This is a genomic window from Nocardia anaemiae NBRC 100462 (assembly GCF_001612725.1).
In the GTDB taxonomy this organism is placed as follows: Bacteria; Actinomycetota; Actinomycetes; order Mycobacteriales; family Mycobacteriaceae; genus Nocardia; species Nocardia anaemiae.
This window is the reverse complement of the sequence record NZ_BDAZ01000030.1, coordinates 49292-67668: the sequence shown is the minus strand read 5'-3', so window position 1 is coordinate 67668 and position 18377 is coordinate 49292. Positions and strand designations below refer to the sequence as shown.

The following is an 18377-nucleotide window of genomic DNA, read 5'->3' as shown; positions in this document are numbered from 1 at the left end:
AGCAACCGCGCCGGTTGCCAGGTCTGGCCGAGCCGGAACACCCGTGGGCCGATCCGGTAGCGGCCGCCGAGCCGCTGCACGGCTCCCTCCGCGACCAGCTGGTTGAGCAGCCGGTACGCCGTTGCCTTCGGTAATCCCGCTGCCGATGCCAACCGGGTCAAACCCATCGCGTTGCCGTGCGCGAGCACCTCGAGCAGGGCGAATGCCCCCTCGAGTACGCCACGCCCACCGATGGCCCCCGACTTCTGTGTGATCGCTTCGCTCACTGTCTGTCCTCCCGTGCAGATAGTGAGAAGCCTCCGACTTCCAGCTCTCACCCGCGTTTCACCGACGTCTCACGGTGCTGCGGGCTCAGGCGATCACCTGCCGGGCGGTTCTCCTTCGTCGTGAAATGTGCCCGGGGGTTCGCCCTCGTCGCGAACCGCCGCCGCCTTGACGATCTGTCGCTTCGCGCGGCTGGTGAATTCGTCGACGAGTCCGGCTGTCTCGATCGCATCGATCGCATCGATCGGGCGGATCGCATAATCCTTCGTGATGTCGTGATCGACCCGAAGATGGATGGCGGGCGGGACTTCGGGGTTGTCCATGATTGGCATCGACTCACTCCTCGGGTGTCGGTTGCCTGTCCACACTGGCTGGGCGGATGGGTAGGCGTCCAGGTCATAGTCCGCTGGGCGAACCCGGCATCGCACGACCGCGGGTGCGACTCAGCGGTTCGCTCAGCGAACCCTGGCCTCGACGCTCGCCCGTCTGCCGGGGCAGCATTGGCGGAAGCATTCACCGCGATCGCTGAAAGATGTTGCCTCGCTGGTGGAGTCGCTTCCAACGCAGTCTCATGGAGTAGCCGATGCCAATCATGGACAATCCCGAAGTCCCGCCCGCCATCCATCTTCAGGTCGATCACGATGTCGAGGCGCACTATGCGGTCCGCCCGATCGGTGAAGTCGAGGTGACCCGCGCGACCGGTCAGGTCGACAAGTTCCTCAACCGACCGTCGGGACTGATCAACAGATCGGAAGCCCTTCCCGACGCGGACGACGATTTCACGGTTCGGCCGATCGGCGTGGTCGAGGTGAGTATTACGGCCGGTCAGGTCGACAAGTTCCTCACCCGTCCATCAGGGCTGATTACGCGGTCGGAATCCATTCCGGAAGACGACGATGCCACGGTTCGCCCTATAAGCAAGCCCCAGGTGACAGCAGCGGACGGCTTGGTGGACGAGTTCGTCAATCGCCCCGCCGAGCTCGTCCGCCGCAGTAGGCAGGATGAGAAATGACCAGCGCGCCAACAGGTTTCGGCTTCGCCGACTGGTTCACGCCGCTGGATCTGGCGGGATTCCGCGACCGTGCGCTCGGCCGCGAGGTACTGGTCACCGAACCGCGCGCGGATCTGGCCGAACGGCTTCGCGACGCGCTCGCCACCCAATCCGTCGAGGATCTGTTCGTCAAGCGGGTTCGTCAGGTATCGGCCTGGTTTCCGCGGCTGGACGGCACGCTCAGTTCGGCGGTCATCCGACCGGACAGCGCGCGCACTTTCTACGAAGCCGGGACCACGCTGTTCTATCAGGACGTCGCCGACTTCGCCCCGTTGGCATTGGAAGCCGCCGACGCGTTCGGAGTGTCGGCCAAATCGGCGAAATGCCAGCTGTTCTGCAATCGCCCCGGCGCAGTCACCTCCGTGCATTTCGACCCGATCGATGTCATCACAGTGCAGCTGACCGGATGCAAGACCTGGCGCGTCGCCCCCAATCGCTTCGCCCCCGCGCCGTTGGAGGGGTGGGCGCCCGGCGATCCGGTGCCCGCGGTCATGCGCATCTACGGGGACGGTGAGCCGCCGTCGCAGATCCCCGACGACGCCACCGAATACCGTCTCGAACCCGGTGCGGTACTGCATGTTCCGCGCGGATACTGGCACGAGACCAGTTCCGACCAGGATTCGATCTCACTGCATATCCTGCTGATTCCACCGCTGCGGTTGGATTTCCTGCTGGCTTCACTGCGCAACGAACTGCTCCGCGAACCATACTGGCGCGAATCGGTATACGACCTCGACAGCACGCAGTGGCTGACCGCCGCCAAGGACGCTTTCGATGACGTGGTCGCCAGAATCAGCATTCGTGACCTGGCCCGGTCACCGATCCCCGATTTGCCGGTGACCCCCGAAACCAGCTTTGTCCGAGCCGGGCAATGCGCAGTGCACGTCGAGGCCACCGACGCTGAAACCGCCGAAATTTCCCTGACCGCCTATGGTTTCCGCGACTCGCCGACCACAACCGTAAAACTCGACCGAGGCTACCTACCCGCGTGCCAGTGGGTGAACCAGCTGCCGACCGGATTATCGCTGGACGTAGCCGATGTGCTCACCGCAGCACCGGAGCTGTCCAAAGCGGAGGTACAGCGACTGCTCGCCCTCCTCGAACGATCCCGACTCGTCCGCCGGATCGGGTAGTTGTCGGCGATCACGGGCAACCCCGCATCCGCCACATTCGCCATCGGTGGCCCGGAGAGTCCGAAGCCGGGCCGCCCGACGATCCCGACTCGTGCCGGGCCTCGAATAGTGCTGAGCGGCTATTGACAAGAATCGACATGGGAGTGCTATACATAGGGGAGGCTTACCTCTTTAGCTGAGGCTAACCTCGTCAACTGTCCGCTCGCACAATGAGGCATCGTGTACGTCTGTATCTGCAACGCCGTCTCCGAATCGGACGTGCACAGCTGTGTCGCCGCAGGCGCCAGCTCGACCGCGCAGGTCAAAAAGGCGTGCGGTTGGAAGCCCGGCTGCGGCAGCTGTACCCGGCGCCTCACCGAGCTGGTCGGCCGAGCCTGCGCGGCCCCTGCGCAAGACCTCGAGGCGCCCGCGGCATAGTCCGACACGATAGGCCGTCCTTACCGGTTCGCCGATTGTGAGCTGTGACACCATCACAGCCATGGAAGGCGATAAGGAAATCATCTCAGTGCTCAATGAGCAGCTGACAGCCGAACTCACGGCCATCAACCAGTACTTCCTGCACGCCAAGATGCAGGACAACTGGGGATTCACCAAACTTGCCAAGCACACCCGCCACGAGTCCATCGATGAGATGAAGCACGCGGAGGTGCTCACCGATCGCATCCTCTTCCTCGAAGGGCTGCCCAACTATCAGAAGCTCAATCCGCTGCGCATCGGCCAGACCGTCCCCGAACAGTTGCGGGCCGATCTGAAGATCGAGATGGAGGCGGTGGATCGGCTGCGCGGCGGTATCGAGCTGATGCGCTCGCGCGGTGATATCACCTCCGCGCGCATCTTCGAGGCCATTCTCGAGGATGAGGAATCGCACGTCGACTACCTGGAAACCGAACTCGATCTGCTCGAGAAGCTGGGCGAGCAACTGTACCTGCAGCGTTACACCGACACCCCGGAAGGCGACTGATATCGTCACCGGTTCCGGTCGGTCCTGGCGCCTGGAACCGGTGAATATCAGGTGCCGCACTCAGCGGATCGGCTGCGTGACGGCCTCGTGTTCGTCGTTGACGAGATGGAATGCGATCGCGAGATCATCGATTACCGCCTGCCACGCGGCCTGACTGCCCTCGCCGCGGGGATCGCGGGCGAGCGCCAGCAAAGTGGTCGCGGCATCAACGGCCTGAACCGCGGCAGCCAGCAGCGCGGGCACCGGGGTCGGGGCATTTCGGGAGGCCAAGGTGGCGATGTTGTGACGCAGCCACCGCGCGTCGAACTGTGCCTGCGCCGACACATCGCCGACGGCGTCTTGCTCCGCGGTCGCGGCCATCGACCAGTGGCCCGTGGATTGCCCCAGCGGGCCCTGGATTACCAAGTCACGCAGTTCACTACTGATCAAACCGTGTAGCCGACCCGCTAGCTCGGCGCGTTCGACGGGCGGCTCGGCCGACCAGCCGGAAGCAGTGTGCGCCATATCGGCCTGCAATACCGCCAGCACTGCTCGCAATTGCGCAGCTGTTGCCACCTACGCCCCTCTCCGTCGTTCATTCCGAGCTACCGTTGCGCGACAACACTTCGTGGACCAAACGACTGCTTCGAACCCTCCCTGCACCGTCCGCTGCACGGCCGTTCGCGTCGAAACGTCCGTCACCCGACGCTGAGTGCAGACACGACGATACAGAAGCAGACAATATCGAGCTACCGACAAGCGGCAGCCAATATTCGCCGGGCCCATTGCGCTCAGCTGGTTCACTACGCCGATAGGTCGGGTGGGGTCCCGCTTGGTGTGCGCGAGCCATGGTGGTGCGATATTGGAGGTGAAGCGACACAGTCCCTACTGAATCCGGAGGGCAGTGCGAATGCCGTCGAAAACTTGGAACATCTCGATCGCCATCGAAGAACTCGATCGCCTGACCAAAGTAAAAGCCCAGCTGATCGGCCGCGGAGATGAGCCATTGAGCGCGGCCGGGTCCGCTCACACCCATCCAGCCGACAAGAACGTACCCGCCATCGGCGATGAGCTCGCTTGTGCCCGCGCGCTACAAGATCTGGCTCACCAACTGCTGCACGCGGCCATAACAGATATCGAAGCCCACACGCACAAGCCGGTTCAGGGCTTGCAAGCCTGACATCTGACCTGTAACACGACCGTCGGGATGGAAACCAGCGCGTTCAAAACTTGAAACCATATGAACAAACCGGACCTGGTGCGGTTCGCTTCGTCGGCGGGCAACCGGGCGAAATCAATTGCGCGAACGCACCTCTGGTGCCTCTGTCGGGCGGCGGGCCCGTCACGTTAATATTGGGATGATTGCTTTCACCCGAATGCGGTGCGTCCGCACGACCGAAGGCTGGTGAGTCCGCCGATGTCGGTGTCGATGTTCGATGAGGCGCTTCCGCGCGGCGAACGTGATGGGGTCGGTCTACGCGTCGGTGCGATCATCGATCGTGGTGGGGAAGTGTTGCTACTGGAGGCGCACAGCACCGGGCCGCTTCCGCTCACCCGCAAGCTGCCGGGCGCCACTGTGGAACCGGGCGAATCGGTCTCCGCCGCGCTGATTCGCGGAGTCCGCGAAGAAACCGGGCTGACCGTCACCGATATCGGCCGCCACATCGGCGACTTCGACTACTTGTCCCCGGCCGGAAAGCCGGTGCGGCGCTTGCATTTCGCCGTTGAGGTAGCGCATACCAGCCCGATTGTCCTGTCCGCCCATGCCGATTACGTATGGGCACCCCTGGACGGCGAGCTGCTGGTAACGCCGTCCATTCGCGGCATCCTCGAGGCCTATCGGGATCTGCTCCACCGCTGAGCCCCCTTTCGATACTCGATATCCGCTGTGCCCGTGCGCTTTTCGTACTGTTGCCGCCCTGTCGACTTTGCCGTGCCCGCACTCTCGAGCACCAGATCTCGCTGAGCCACGCCGCTCTGTCGGCCAAGGGACCGGCCGGACTGGAGCGTGCACGGCATCCCATGTGATGGCGGTGCGGGGCGCCCGGCGCGCGATCGTGGCGCGACGCCGAGGATGAAGCGGTGGTTGCGCAGGGCCGGGATCACGCGGTCCACACGTAGCGGCCCGGACCGGTGCGGGCGAGTCATGCGGCGGTAAGGGGTTCGGATTGCTGATGTTACTAACTGTTCGGTGCGTCGGGACAGCGGATCCGGTGGCAACCTGGCTCAAATTCGTCGATTCTTCTCAGTTCTGATCTTGGCCTCCTTTCAATAAGTTACTCTGTATTCTTGATGCGAAGGAAGGAATCCGATGACCGCCACTGCTCGACAGCTGCCCACGCTGACCACCGAGGAAACCCGGATCCACATTCCGGCCATCCATCGCTCCCAGACCAAGCGACCGCTCAAAATCGCTGATGCACTGGACTTCTGGAATTTCGCCGGTGCCGCGGCCAATGTGGTGATGCAGATGGCCCGACCCGGTGTCGGCTATGGCGTCTCGGAGAGCCGAGTCGAGTCCGGCGCGCTCATGGTGCATCCGTGGAAGCGGGCCAGGACTACCACGCAGTACCTGGCGGTGGCGATCCTGGGCACCCAGGACGAGATCGACGCCTACCGCGAGGCGATCAACGTCGCCCACCGCCAGGTGCGCTCGGGTCCCGACAGTCCGGTCGCATACAACGCTTTCCACCGCGATCTCCAAAAGTGGGTCGCCGCTTGCCTTTTCATCGGCTTCGAAGACACCTACCAGTTGTTGCACGGCAAGATGAACGATGAACAGGCCGAACAGTTCTATCAGACCGCCTCCACCCTGGCCACCGGTGTGCAGGTCACCAAGGATATGTGGCCCGCCACCCGCAAGGACTTCGACCTGTACTGGAACGAGGCGAGCGGGCATGCCGTCCTCGACGACAAGGTCCGCGCGTACCTCGATGATCTGCTCAACCTCCGCATGATCCACTGGTATCTGCGGCTGCCGTTCCGAAACCTGTTGAGGTTCTTGACGATCGGCTTTCTGGCGCCGCACTTCAAGCAACAACTCCAGGTCGAATGGACCGATGCCGATCAACGACGCTTCGAACACCTCTTCCTGTTCGTCGGCTTCGTCAACCGCTTCATCCCCCGCTTCCTGCGCTTCGCCCCCACCTACGCGCTGATGCGAGACCTGCGCCGACGCATCCGCAAAAACAAAAGCCTCATCTGAGTCCACAACGCCGTCGAGCGCGAACGGCAAGCGGCCATCACGCCCGTCCCGGGCGCGTCGGTCGACCTGGTCGCGGTGGCACTACCAACCGGGACAGTGCGATGCCGCGCGGAGGTACTCGCCACAGGCCCGAACGGCCGAGCTGCGCTGTGGACGCTGGAACAGGGTTTCAGCGACGGCACCGGATGGTCGGACACCACCCGGGTTGTCAGCTCCGCCGGAACCAACAGTGGTTCCGTGCCGTCGGGATGGCCGGTTCCCCATATCGTCACCGCGGCCGACGGCACCGTCGTCCGGTGCACCGCACCGAGCGTGACCGTGGTCGGGTTCACCGTGAAATTGAATGTCTTGGAAGGGATCTCGGCCTAGGCAGCTTTGCGATAGGGCATCGGTGGAACAGGTCGCGGGTCACGGTGTGCTTGCGGGATCGCCTTGCGGAGGCAGCCGGTAACCCGCAGGGCCTCGCGAACAGTGCATTCGACTATCGCGGACACGGAGAGCGGACGCGCGAACGAGAGTGGGGATTTCCCTACTGCTTGTGACTACAACCGTCGGTCCAGACTCGGCTCACCAAACCTCGAGATCGTTCGGGTATAGCCCGGTTCGAAGACAGGCACTAGCGATGAGCGTTCACCACGTCGACACAGGCAGCACTGCTGCTGGACGAAACTCTCCCCACGACATCCGATCACAGGATTTAGGGGAGCACCGAGCACGAGAGACCCGGGGTACGTGCTACCCGCTCGATACCGATGAAGTTCAACGGATGGTGCTCCGGGCAGTGCGGGAGGCAACACCGGTCTACCCGTTGAGCACCGGCCGGAACTGGGGCATGGGCTCACGTAATCCGGTGATCGACGGCTGCACCATTCTCGATCTGAGCCGGATGAACACCATCCGGACACTCGACCTGGACCGGGGCTACGCCGTAGTCGAACCGGGGGTGACCCAACGCCAGCTCGTGGAACTGCTCGACGGTACACCGTGGATGCTGAACGTGACCTCGGGCTGTGCGGATGCCAGCATCGTCGGGAACACGATCGAACGCGGCGACGGCACTATCCGGCCGCGAGTCGAGGACCTTTTGGGACTCGAAGTCGTGCTCGGCACGGGTGAGATCATGACCACCGGCGGCCTCGACCGCAACGGCGGCTGGTCCGGCACAGCAGCCGGACCCGACCTGACTCGGGCTTTCCTGCAGAGCAATCTGGGTGTGGTCACCGCGATGGCGATCGGGTTCGTTCCGCGCCCGGAGGCGGTCACCCTCGTCAACGCGACCTACGCCAATGCCGCTCTCGCCGAGGCCGTCGACGCCGTGATCCGGGTCGGTCGGGCACGGGTCGCCACGCATGGCATGTTGCGGCTCAAGGAACTCTTCGTGGTGCCCGAAGCGGGGCGCGCCGCGCTTGCCGATACCGCCGACCCCGACATCTTCACCGTCCAGGTACCCCTGCTCGGGTCCCGCGAGGCTGTTCGGCTCGCCGAGAACGACATTCGCGCAACGCTCGTCGGAGTGGACGGGCTCATGTCATACCGCTCCCTGGACGCTGCGACCACGCCGATCGACGACCCGCTGTACCCGCGTACCCTGTTCGCCCGTGGGATCCCGTCCTGTCTGCATCTGCATCAGTCGCTGGGAGTCGACGAGTGTGCCGGAGCCGACGAGGCACGGATCGGCTGGCTGACGTTCCTGCCGGTAGTTCCGCTCCAGCAGAATGCGTTGAGCAAGGCGGTCGAGCTCTTCGGGTTCGAGGCGGAGCGCCACGGCGTCGCAGGCATGCTCGAGTTCAACGTGATCTCACAGCACACCACCAACATGGTCACGCAGATCCCGTTTGTGCGGAAGCCCGAAGCGATCGAGCGGGCGCACGCACTGCGCCGTGCGGTTCGCCGGGTGTTCCTGGAAGCGGGCTTCCCGCCCTACCGCTCCAACATCGACCAGATGCCAAGGGAACTCGCCGATCGGTCGGCCAGTTACCGAGACGGACCGCTCGACGGACTCAAACGGCTCTTCGATCCCGCCGACATCATCTCGCCCGGACGGTACCTGGTGGTGAACCGATGAACGCCATACCAAGGGCAGCACAAGCCACCCTGGACTTCGACTGTGTCATTCTCGGCGCTGGGATCGGCGGTGCCATGCTGGCCTTGTTGCTGGGGCGCCAGGGCCGCCGGGTGCTGGTGATCGACCCCAAGCCTGGTGTGGCCGCGCGCGGTGCCGAGATCCTCAAACCCCGTGGCATCCGTGTCCTCGCCGAGCAACGCTTGCTCGACACACTGGCGAGACGAGGTGCCTTGAAACGGCACGTCATCGACTACCACCACGACGGAAAGCTGCTCTTCTCCTACGATTTCGCCGAGCACACCCAGCTCGGTCATTTCTTGATCGCCCCCTACAGCGAGATCGTGGGAACGATCGTGGCGGCCTGCGCCGATCTGTCGCATGTGGACATCCGGTTCGGTTGCCGGATGGTCGATTTCGCGGTCGCCGATTCCATGGTCACCAGCTGCACGCTAGACGACGGCACCGAGTTGCGGACTCGGGTGCTGGTGGATTCCAGTGGATACAACGCAGGTCTGCGTGATTTCGTCGGCTCTGAACGGGATATCAACCGCTATCACCACGTCCTACGGACGAGCACGATTCCGATCACGGACAGTATCGCCAGGCGCAATCGGCTCTACTTCGATTCCCGTGGCTGGTTCGCCTACTTCTACCCAGTGAGTGCCGAGCTGGCCAGGGTGTTCGTCGGAGTTCCCCGGGAGCTCGAGAGGCCGGTGTTCGACGAACACGGCATCGATCTGAAAGGGCGGCTCAGTACCTTCGTCACCCAGAGCGACGACGCCCTCGCGCTGTTGGACGAGGACCGGTTCACGCCCGCACCCGTGACGGTTTTTACCAGCAAGCCGTACTACCGCGACAATGTGATTCTCCTTGGCGGCGTGGTGTTCTCCCCCCATCCGATGACCGGCCAGGGAATGAGCTACACCCTGGACGACGCGACCGTGTTGGCGGAGATCCTGGGCCGGGCCTGCGACGGCTGCGGCCAACTGGAGCCGCTGCTCCAGCAGCAGTACCAGATCCGCCGCTCGGTACACAACGACCTGGTGGAGTACGGCGACGCGCTCGCTCGCTCCTACCATGACCGCGCCGCTTACCTGTCCGCCTTCCACACCTCCCGGCACGGTGGAGACGGATGACGAGTCAGCGCATCGTCGCCGCGGCCTGCCGTCGATTCAATCGCCCGGTTGAGACACGCTGTCTCACCCACGGGCCGGTCGGATTCAGTGGTGGTCTTGCTGAGCTGCGACCAGGGCGGCGAGTTCGGCTCGGGAGGAGACGCCCAGCTTGGCGAACAGGCGGGTGAGGTGGGCTTCGATGGTCTTCTCGCTGACGTAGAGGTCTTCGGAGATCTGGCGGTTGGTTCTGCCCAGGACAATGCGGTTGACGATCTCGGTCTGCCGCTCGGTGAGATCGCCGAATCCAACGTTGGTCGCACGGGATCGGCTGCGGCGGCCGGATACGTGTCGCTCACCCACTCGGCGCAGCGCCAGGCGCGCTTGTTCGGCCAGACGTGCGGCGTTCTGGCTCTCGAAGATCACTAGCGCGCTGTCGAATTCACCTCTGGCGGCCGATTTCATACCCAGTTCGGCGAGGGCATGACCGAGCAACAGACGCGCCCGTGCGACTTCGAGCGAGCATCCGCCACGTTGGTACTCTGCGACCGCTTGCTCCGCATGGTCAGCGGCAGCACGAATCTCGCCTCGTGCGAGCAATACCCGGGCGCGGGTACTGCGGGTGTGGCCGATTCGCATAGGTAGAAACGGCGACGCATCGGCGATGGACTCGATCTGACGAGTCGCGTGCTCCGCGGCGTCGATCCGTCCGAGTGCCAGTTCGGCCTCGACGAGATACGGATGGAATTGCGGGATCAATGACGGGTAGATCTCGAATTGGCCCCCGGCGCCCAGGATCAGCCGACGGCCACGTCGATACCGACCCGCCTGGATCAGGACCATGCCGTATATCAGCGGTGGGTAGTAGGAGTATCGGCCCCTGGGCAGTTGTTCGGTGATACGGACCGCGCCCGCACCGGCAGTGAACGCTTGATCAGTGTGGCCGAGCAGGGACAAGATCCAGCAGCGTGTCGATTCGGCCATCGCCACCATCGGCGGGTTATCCAGCATCAGCGCTACCTCAACGGCCTCGTCGGCCACCGCGAGCCCGCGCTCGAGCTGCCCCTGCATCAGCAGAGCCAATCCCTGCAAATGCAGGAAGTCGACCAGACGTCTGCCATGTCCGGTTCTGCGGCAGAGCCGGATTCCTCGAGTCGTGTACTCGACGGTCATCGTGAACCGCTCCAGGGAAATCGCGGCGATCACCACATCGGCAAGTCCATCGATCAACGCGAGCGGTATTTCGGCGTCGGTGAGGGTGTCGAGGGTGCGCACGGCTTCGTCGAGGTCGGAGCCCGCTTCCCGCAGCGTGTCGCCGAGCTGCGTCGTCTTCAGGAACGCGCTTGCCGCGGTACCCAGGAAGTCCAGGTGCCGGTCGCCTCGCTCGCGCGCTGATCGCCGCACCTTCGCCGAGACGGCCACGGCCTCGGCCCAGTCCCGCAGCAGCAGATCGGTTTTGGCGAGTTGCAGTTCGAGCGCGGCCGCCGCCACACTGTCGGGTGGGACGAGGGCGAGCGCTGTCGCCAACAGATGTCGACCCTCGACTGCGTTGCCGAGCCCCTGTTCGATCACCGCGAGCATGGCCATCATGCGGGCGCGTTCACCGGGTTCGACGGGCGCGGTCAGTTCCAGAGTCCGACTCAGCACGTCTCGGCTCTCCCGAAGCCGACCGCAGGCATTCAAGACCTCGGCCAGCGATATCGACAGGGCGAGTCGGCGATCGACGGATTCCTCGTTCGGCAGCAGACGCAAGGCGGCCCGGAACCACCGGGCCGCGGCGACGGGAGCGCGCTGCGAGGCAGCTTTCCCAGCGTCGACGAGTACCGCGATGGCCTCTTCGTCTCCTGCCTCGCCGCAGTGTTCGAGGTGGTGCGCTCGGATCGACAGGGTGGTGCTGCGGTTCGCGAGCGCCTTCGCTGCCCGCTTGTGCGCATTTCTGCGCCAGCCATATCCGCTTCGTTCGTATACCGCACGTCGAATCAAGGGGTGGCGGAAGGCGAGCCGTCCAGGGGTTTCCGTTTCATAGATCAACCCACTCGCGACCAGTTCGTCCGTTGTCTGGAACATTTCGGTTTCGACCAGTTCGGCGATATCGCTCGCCAGCTCCAGATCGAATGGCTCGCCTGCTACCGCAGCGGCCTGCAGCAGGTTGCGTGCATGTGGGGACAGTGCCTGTATTTCCTGTTCCAGGACATCATGAACGATCGTGGGAATACTGTACGAATCGCCGATGCCGGTCCGATGCCCGCCGAGAAGGCCGTCGAGGCGAATTCGCGCACGCGAAACTTCCTGTAAATAGAATGGATTGCCACCACATTCGCGATAAAAGTCGGATAGATCGGCCGTTTCGATACTGTCCGACAGCAGTTCGGCGGCTTCGGCAATCGACAACGGCCCGAGTTCGAGTGATGACATGGTGTTGTCGTACACGGCTCGAGCCAGCGCGGTCGCGTGTGCGGTGGGAAGTTGCCGGGAGCGGTGTGCCAGCACCAAGGCACATCGCGGCACGGGGTTTCGCAGCAGGTGTGCGATCACCTCGAGCGAGGCGTGGTCGACCCAGTGGATGTCGTCGAGCACCAACAACAGTGGGCGCTGAGCCGCCAGCCATTGCAGCGCCATCCGTACACTGCGGTGACAGCGGTGCCGGTCTATTTGGGTGGATCGTGTCGGTGACCCGCTCCATCGGTGCAGGGCTGGGAGAATTCGACCCAGTTCCGACAGGCATTCCTCGCCGAGCGCCTTCAGGCTCGTTCGGGACAGTGAGCCGAGCGGTTCGTCGAATGCATCGATCACGACGGCGTAGGGGAATTCTCGCTCCAGTTCGGTGCCTCGGCCCTCCAGCACCTGGAAACCCTGGGCGATTGCTTCTCGGCGGATCTCTTGGAGGAGGCGGGTTTTGCCGATACCCGGCTCTCCGGTCACGGCGATCGCGGAGGTTCGGCTTTTCCGCGCGGCAGTGAGGACTCGGGTCAGCTTGCGCATCTCCTCGACCCGACCGACCAGTGGCCGGGCCACTCCACCCGCCGAGACCCCTGACATGTCACCTCCAGGCCCTGACAGTCGGGTTTCGCGGGGTATTTGCGAAATCTCCGGGCTGCATCCTAGCCAGCGTCAGTATCGGTGTCATGTCGATTGCCGGGCCCGATCGCGCTGCCATCCCCGTTGGAAAGTGCCGCCTCGGGACTCCTGCACGATTGGGTGACAGGTTGTCACCTATCCGTGCAGCAGTCCCGGAATCGCATATTTGTCGGTTATAAACACCTGCTGTGCAATGAATATGGAGCGTGTCCTGGCTATTGACGGTGAGGCGACCGAAGGTCTGCAGAGATCTCGCCGGAACCGCGGACCAGCAGGCGAGTGGGTATCACCTCGTGGCGGGGGAGGCCCTCGTCACCATCCAGGCGGGCGAAAAGGATTTCGGCGGCGACGCGGCCGATCGTCGCCGGGTCCTGGGTGATGGCGGTGAGCGCTGGCTGCAGCAGTTCGGCCAGCGGCAGGTCATCGAAACCGACTACGGCAATCCGGTTTTGCAAGCCACGCTTCCGGATCGCTTGCAGCACACCGACGGTCACCAGGTTCTGGGCGCCGAACAGGGCGGTAGGGCGGTCCGGGCGGTCGAGCAGCGCCCCGGCGGCGGCCTCGGCGGCCGCCGAGGAGTGCAAGTCGGCGCAGATCAGATCCGGATCGAGGGGGATGCCGGTGTGGGCGAGGCCCTCGATGTAGCCGGCGTAACGCTCGGCAGCGGTCCAGATCGTATGCAGGTCACCGAGATAGGCGATACGGCGGTGGCCCGCGGCGGCCAGGTGTTCGACGGCAAGGCGGGAGCCGGTGCGGTTGTCGACGGTGACACTGTCGATTTCGGTGGTGGCCGGCATGCGGTCCACGAATACGACCGGGGTACCGCGGCGTTGCTCGTGCAGCAGAGGGCCGTGATCGGTGCCTACCGGCATGACGATCAGTCCGTCCACCCGTCTGGACAGCAGGGCGTCCAGCACCTCGCGCTGACGGGCTGGGTTCTCGTCGCTGCTCACCGCGAAGACGAGGGTGCCCCGGCTGTGCGCGAAATCCTCGACCGCCCGGTGCAGCGCCGAGGCGTACGGGTTCGCGACATCCATCAGTACCAGACCGATCGCGGCGGTCTTCTGGCCGTGCCCGCGCAACGTGCTGGCCGCCAGGTTGTGCCGATAGTCGAGCATGGTTGCCGCATCGGTGACCCGCGCGGCCAGCTCCGGGGAAACGCCGCCCTCGCCGCGGACCACACGCGACACCGTTTTGATACTCACCCTCGCCAGCGCCGCCACATCGCGCATAGTGGCGCCCCGGCGCGGTGCCCGGGATTCTGACAACGCTGACATCGCAACCCTTTCCGTTCGCTTATGTTCGATCCGAGGACCGCCAAATATCCTAGAAGAAGCTTCTGGACGTGGCGTGGATCACGTTATATGGTCTTTGACAACGTTGTCTACGTAGTACCTGCAGGAGAACACCGATGTCCTCTCGTGTCGTCCGCATCGCCGCCGTCTGTTTCGCGGTCACCTCCCTGGCCTTCTCCGCCGTCGCGTGCGGCAAGGGGTCGAGCAACAACAACGGCCAGGTCGTCGTCGGGCTCATCACCAAGACCGACACCAACCCCTTCTTCGTGAAGATGAAGGAGGGTGCCCAGAAACAGGCCGATGCCGCTGGCGTCAAATTGCTCACGGCCGCAGGCAAGTTCGATGGTGACAACGCCAGCCAGGTGACGGCGATCGAGAACATGGTCAATGCGGGAGCCAAGGGCATCCTGCTCACCGCCAGCGATACCAAGGCGATCGTCCCCGCGGTCGAGAAGGCTCGTGCCAAGGGAGTCGAAGTGATCGCCCTCGACACCCCGACCGATCCGCAGAGTGCGGTCGACGCGCTGTTCGCCACCAATAACTTCACCGCCGGTCAGTTGATCGGCAACTATGCCAAGGCTGTCCAGGGTGACAAGCCGGTGAAGATCGCGATGATCGACCTCAACCCCGGCGTCACCGTCGGCGTATTGCGGCACAACGGATTCCTGTCCGGTTACGGCGCCGCGCAGGCCACTGCGGACATGACGCAGTACGTCACCGCACCGAACGTGGTATGTGCGCAGCCCGCTCAGGGTGACCAGGCGAAGTCGCAGACGGCGATGGAAACCTGCCTGCAGAAGGATCCGGACATCAACCTGGTCTACACCATCAACGAGCCGTCCGCGCTGGGTGCCTACACCGCGCTGAAGACCGCCGGCAAGGAGAACCAGGCGCTGATCGTCTCCGTCGACGGTGGGTGCACCGGCGTGCAGGCGGTCCGCGACGGCAAGATCGCCGCGACCTCGCAGCAGTACCCGCTGAAGATGGCCAGTGCGGGCGTGCAGGCGATCGTCGATTACGCCAAGAACGGCAACAAGACCAGCGGGTACACCGACACCGGCGTCACGCTGATCACCGCCAAGCCACAGCCCGGCGTCGACTCCAAGGACGTGCAGTACGGCCTGGACAACTGCTGGGGCTGAGAACCGCCGGGCCCCAGCGGGGGAAGAGCACACCGGGACGGCGAATCACGCTGCGACGTATGCCGGGACGGTGACCGCCCTCGTCGTCGCGGTGTGCGCTCGGCCCGGTCCACCTGATTTCGTCGATGAGCGAGGATTCGCATGACCGCAACCGCAACATCTCCCGCGCCACCGGAGCCGAAACAGTCGGCGCTGAACCGGATTCTATCGGTGCCGAACATCGGACCGGTGATCGCGATCCTGATCGCGGTGGTGTATTTCACCGCCCAGTCCGACCGGTTCCTGGCGGGTGACAACTTCTCGCTGATCGTGCAGCAGGTGATGGTGGTCGGCACGCTGGCGATCGGCCAGACGCTGATCATCCTCACCGCCGGTATCGATCTGTCCAATGGTGCGGTGATGGCGCTGGGCAACATCGCGATCACCAAGCTGGCCGTCGACACGGGTTTGCCTGTGCCGCTGGCGATTCTGCTCGGGCTTGTGCTGACTGCCGCGTTCGGATTGCTCAACGGCACACTGGTGAGCTTGATCAAATTGCCACCGTTCATCGTCACTCTCGGCACGTACGGCATCGCGTTCGCGCTCACCCACATCTACTCGCAGGAGCAGACGATTTCGGGTCTGCCGGACGCACTCACGTTCTTCGACAAGACATTTCCGCTGGGCGATACCGACATCACCTACGGGTCGGTGGCCATGCTGGTGTTGTTCGCGATCACCTGGTACGTGCTGCGGCTGACCGCGGCAGGGCGGCACGTCTACGCCGTCGGTAACAACCCGGAGGCGGCGCGGCTCAGCGGCATCGACACCCGCCGTGTGCTTCTCGCCGTCTACACAGTCGCGGGCCTGTTCTATGGCTTGGCGGCGCTGCTGCTGGTAGCCCGTACCGGCGTCGGCGACCCCAATGCCGGCCAGACCGACAATCTGGACTCGATCACCGCCGTGGTGCTCGGCGGCACCAGCCTGTTCGGCGGCCGTGGCAGCGTGATCGGCACCCTGCTCGGCGCGCTCATTGTCGGCATCATCCGTAACGGCCTGCAGTTGACGGGGGTGCCGTCGATCTATCAGACGCTGATCACCGGCATCCTTGTGATCGCTGCGGTGGCCGTGGATCAGTTCAACCGCAGGAGGCAGAAATGAGTGAGACAGCCACCGCAGACGACGGAGCTCAGGCCGCGATACAGCCGGTTCTGCAGGCAAAGGGCCTGGTAAAACGCTACGGTCAGGTTATCGCGCTCGACGGTGCGGATTTCGATCTGCTGCCGAACGAGATCCTCGCGGTCATCGGCGACAACGGCGCTGGGAAATCCTCGCTGATCAAGGCACTGTCCGGGGCACTGATCCCGGACGAGGGTGAGATCCTGCTCGATGGCAGACGGGTGCGCTTCCGGCGCCCGACCGACGCCCGCCGGGCCGGTATCGAGACCGTCTATCAGGATCTGGCGGTGGCACCAGCCCTGGATATCGCAGACAACCTGTTCCTGGGCCGGGAACTGCGCCGCCGTGGCATCCTCGGCTCGGTGCTCCGGATGATCGACAAGGATCACATGGTGCGAGAATCGCAGCAGCACATGTCGAATCTGAAGATCGGGATCCGATCTATGAAGCAAGCGGTGGAGACACTGTCCGGCGGTCAGCGCCAGGGGGTCGCGGTCGCGCGCAGCGCGGCCTTCGCGCGGCATGTGGTGATTATGGACGAGCCCACGGCGGCGCTGGGTGTCAAGGAGACGGGTATGGTGCTCGATCTGATCCGCGAGGTCCGCGACCGCGGTTTGGCGGTCATCGTGATCAGCCACAATATGCCGAACGTGTTCGAGATCGCCGACCGGGTGCACATCCAGCGGCTCGGCCGCCGGGTCGCGGTGATTCGCCCGCACGAGTTCTCCATGTCCGATGCGGTGGCGATCATGACCGGTGCGATGGCCGGTGCGGAGGTCGACAACAACCGTGTCCACCACTGAGGCCATGGCCGGGCATGGCCTGATCGCGGTCGCGGGGGAGGCACTGGTGGATCTGGTGCCCGCCGACGCCCCCGATCGCTTCCAGGCGGTGCCCGGCGGCAGCCCCGCGAATGTGGCCGTCGGCTTGGCCCGGCTCGGCGTGCCGGTGCGGATGCTGGCCCGCTTGGGTGGCGACCCGCTGGGCCATCGCATCCGAAAACACCTGCGGGACAACGCGGTCGCCCTCGACTATATTGTGAATGCCACCGAGCCGACCTCACTGGCGATTGTCGATGTCGACCCAGATGGCATGGCGCACTATGACTTTCGCGTCGATGGTACGGCCGACTGGCAGTGGACCGACTCCGAACTGTCCACCGCTCTCGACGGCAACGTGCTGGCCTTGCACACCGGCTCACTGGCGCTGACCGTGCCCCCTGGCGCCGACGCCTTGACCCGCCTGGTGGACCGTGCCCGGTCGACCGCCACCATCAGCTACGACCCGAATTTCCGCCCGCAGTTGATGATTCGAGACAACACCCTGGACCGAGTACACGCCATGCTCGCCCGCGCCGACATTGTGAAGGCCAGCGGCGAGGATCTGTCCTGGCTGTACCCTGGCCGTCGCCCCGAGGAGGTGGTCGCCGACTGGTCCGCCCGCGGCCCTGCTCTCGTGATCGTGACACTTGGCCCCGACGGCGCACTCGCCGCCACCGCCGCAGACGCCACCCCCATCCATCGCCCCGGCCACCCTGTCGAGGTGATCGACACGGTCGGCGCCGGAGACGCTTTCACGGCAGGCATCCTCGCCGGTCTGCGCACTCGCCATCTGCTCGGCGCCGCATATCGAGAAGCCTTGCGTGCCATCCCGAAACACGACCTCACCGCCATTCTCGACGAGGCCACCCTGGTCGCAGCGCTGACCTGCGGCCGCCGCGGAGCGGATCCGCCGGCGGCCGCCGAGCTGGTCAAAGGTCGGTGACGGATCGGGTGCTTCGGTGGCGGGCGACGGCCATAAGTCGAACTGGCCGAACCGAGGTCCCTCCGCGGATGTGATCGTCACCATCGACCCTGACTACCACCATCCCCTCAGCGGTCGAGTATGCGATCCAGATGTGGTGAGCCTCGAGCCCATTGAGGGCAACGATCTCC

Annotated in this window: 19 protein-coding genes; 14 read left to right on the top strand and 5 right to left on the bottom strand. The window is 64.4% G+C overall.

What is annotated here, in order from left to right; genetic code table 11:
• Positions 1 to 266, bottom strand: a 266-nt coding sequence (locus NA5_RS19490) for a helix-turn-helix domain-containing protein (protein WP_157110519.1), incomplete at its 3' end; no start/stop codon positions are given.
• 93 nt (positions 267 to 359) lie between these two features.
• Positions 360 to 596 carry a hypothetical protein gene (locus tag NA5_RS19485; protein ID WP_157110518.1) on the bottom strand — a complete coding sequence of 79 codons (237 nt, stop codon included), beginning with the start codon at positions 594 to 596 and terminating at the stop codon, positions 360 to 362.
• A gap of 251 nt (positions 597 to 847) precedes the next feature.
• Here NA5_RS19485 and NA5_RS19480 point away from each other — a divergent pair, with 251 nt between their 5' ends.
• The 4 genes from NA5_RS19480 to bfr all read left to right on the top strand — a co-directional run bounded on the left by NA5_RS19480 (position 848) and on the right by bfr (position 3409).
• Positions 848 to 1276, top strand: a complete 429-nt coding sequence (locus NA5_RS19480) for a hypothetical protein (protein ID WP_157110517.1) — start codon at positions 848 to 850, stop codon at positions 1274 to 1276.
• Positions 1273 to 2448 (top strand): JmjC domain-containing protein, encoded by a 1176-nt coding sequence (locus NA5_RS19475; RefSeq protein ID WP_062988075.1) that lies wholly within the window; start codon positions 1273 to 1275, stop codon positions 2446 to 2448. The genes NA5_RS19480 and NA5_RS19475 overlap by 4 nt, the downstream gene beginning before the upstream one ends.
• A gap of 219 nt (positions 2449 to 2667) precedes the next feature.
• The gene (locus tag NA5_RS39400; RefSeq protein WP_084484259.1) at positions 2668 to 2865 is read left to right on the top strand and encodes a (2Fe-2S)-binding protein; all 198 of its coding nucleotides are present in this window, start codon (positions 2668 to 2670) and stop codon (positions 2863 to 2865) included.
• 61 nt (positions 2866 to 2926) lie between these two features.
• The gene (bfr, locus tag NA5_RS19470) at positions 2927 to 3409 is read left to right on the top strand and encodes a bacterioferritin (RefSeq protein WP_062988073.1); all 483 of its coding nucleotides are present in this window, start codon (positions 2927 to 2929) and stop codon (positions 3407 to 3409) included.
• Positions 3410 to 3469: 60 nt separating this feature from the next.
• Here bfr and NA5_RS19465 read toward each other — a convergent pair whose 3' ends face one another.
• Entirely contained in the window at positions 3470 to 3964 is a 495-nt protein-coding gene (locus tag NA5_RS19465) for a hypothetical protein (protein ID WP_157110516.1), read from the bottom strand.
• A 334-nt stretch (positions 3965 to 4298) separates the two neighbouring features.
• Here NA5_RS19465 and NA5_RS19460 point away from each other — a divergent pair, with 334 nt between their 5' ends.
• The 6 genes from NA5_RS19460 to NA5_RS19435 all read left to right on the top strand — a co-directional run bounded on the left by NA5_RS19460 (position 4299) and on the right by NA5_RS19435 (position 9794).
• Positions 4299 to 4568 carry a DUF1876 domain-containing protein gene (locus NA5_RS19460; protein ID WP_062988069.1) on the top strand — a complete coding sequence of 90 codons (270 nt, stop codon included), beginning with the start codon at positions 4299 to 4301 and terminating at the stop codon, positions 4566 to 4568.
• Between the two features lie 225 nt (positions 4569 to 4793).
• Positions 4794 to 5249 (top strand): NUDIX hydrolase, encoded by a 456-nt coding sequence (locus NA5_RS19455; RefSeq protein ID WP_157110515.1) that lies wholly within the window; start codon positions 4794 to 4796, stop codon positions 5247 to 5249.
• Between the two features lie 450 nt (positions 5250 to 5699).
• On the top strand, positions 5700 to 6593 hold the full coding sequence (locus NA5_RS19450) for an oxygenase MpaB family protein (protein WP_062988065.1): 894 nt from the start codon (positions 5700 to 5702) through the stop codon (positions 6591 to 6593).
• 96 nt (positions 6594 to 6689) lie between these two features.
• A complete protein-coding gene (locus NA5_RS19445; RefSeq protein ID WP_062988064.1) occupies positions 6690 to 6962 on the top strand; it encodes a hypothetical protein in 273 nt (90 codons plus the stop codon).
• 253 nt (positions 6963 to 7215) lie between these two features.
• Positions 7216 to 8658, top strand: a complete 1443-nt coding sequence (locus NA5_RS19440) for an FAD-binding oxidoreductase (protein ID WP_084484258.1) — start codon at positions 7216 to 7218, stop codon at positions 8656 to 8658.
• Positions 8655 to 9794 carry an FAD-dependent monooxygenase gene (locus tag NA5_RS19435; protein ID WP_084484257.1) on the top strand — a complete coding sequence of 380 codons (1140 nt, stop codon included), beginning with the start codon at positions 8655 to 8657 and terminating at the stop codon, positions 9792 to 9794. The genes NA5_RS19440 and NA5_RS19435 overlap by 4 nt, the downstream gene beginning before the upstream one ends.
• 84 nt (positions 9795 to 9878) lie before the next feature.
• Here NA5_RS19435 and NA5_RS19430 read toward each other — a convergent pair whose 3' ends face one another.
• Both NA5_RS19430 and NA5_RS19425 read right to left on the bottom strand, forming a co-directional pair.
• The gene (locus NA5_RS19430) at positions 9879 to 12809 is read right to left on the bottom strand and encodes a helix-turn-helix transcriptional regulator (protein WP_084484256.1); all 2931 of its coding nucleotides are present in this window, start codon (positions 12807 to 12809) and stop codon (positions 9879 to 9881) included.
• Positions 12810 to 13063: 254 nt separating this feature from the next.
• A complete protein-coding gene (locus NA5_RS19425; protein WP_157110521.1) occupies positions 13064 to 14080 on the bottom strand; it encodes a LacI family DNA-binding transcriptional regulator in 1017 nt (338 codons plus the stop codon).
• Between the two features lie 179 nt (positions 14081 to 14259).
• On the opposite strand from NA5_RS19425, the gene NA5_RS19420 reads away from it, so the two are divergent.
• From NA5_RS19420 to NA5_RS19405, 4 genes are all read left to right on the top strand, one after another.
• Positions 14260 to 15285, top strand: a complete 1026-nt coding sequence (locus tag NA5_RS19420; RefSeq protein WP_062988053.1) for a sugar ABC transporter substrate-binding protein — start codon at positions 14260 to 14262, stop codon at positions 15283 to 15285.
• 141 nt (positions 15286 to 15426) lie between these two features.
• On the top strand, positions 15427 to 16425 hold the full coding sequence (locus NA5_RS19415) for an ABC transporter permease (RefSeq protein WP_062988051.1): 999 nt from the start codon (positions 15427 to 15429) through the stop codon (positions 16423 to 16425).
• Positions 16422 to 17246: an ATP-binding cassette domain-containing protein gene (locus tag NA5_RS19410; protein WP_062988049.1), complete on the top strand. Its 825-nt coding sequence runs from the start codon at positions 16422 to 16424 to the stop codon at positions 17244 to 17246. Before NA5_RS19415 ends, NA5_RS19410 begins: the two co-directional genes overlap by 4 nt.
• Positions 17233 to 18207: a carbohydrate kinase family protein gene (locus tag NA5_RS19405; protein WP_218020125.1), complete on the top strand. Its 975-nt coding sequence runs from the start codon at positions 17233 to 17235 to the stop codon at positions 18205 to 18207. The genes NA5_RS19410 and NA5_RS19405 overlap by 14 nt, the downstream gene beginning before the upstream one ends.
• Positions 18208 to 18377 lie beyond the last annotated feature (170 nt).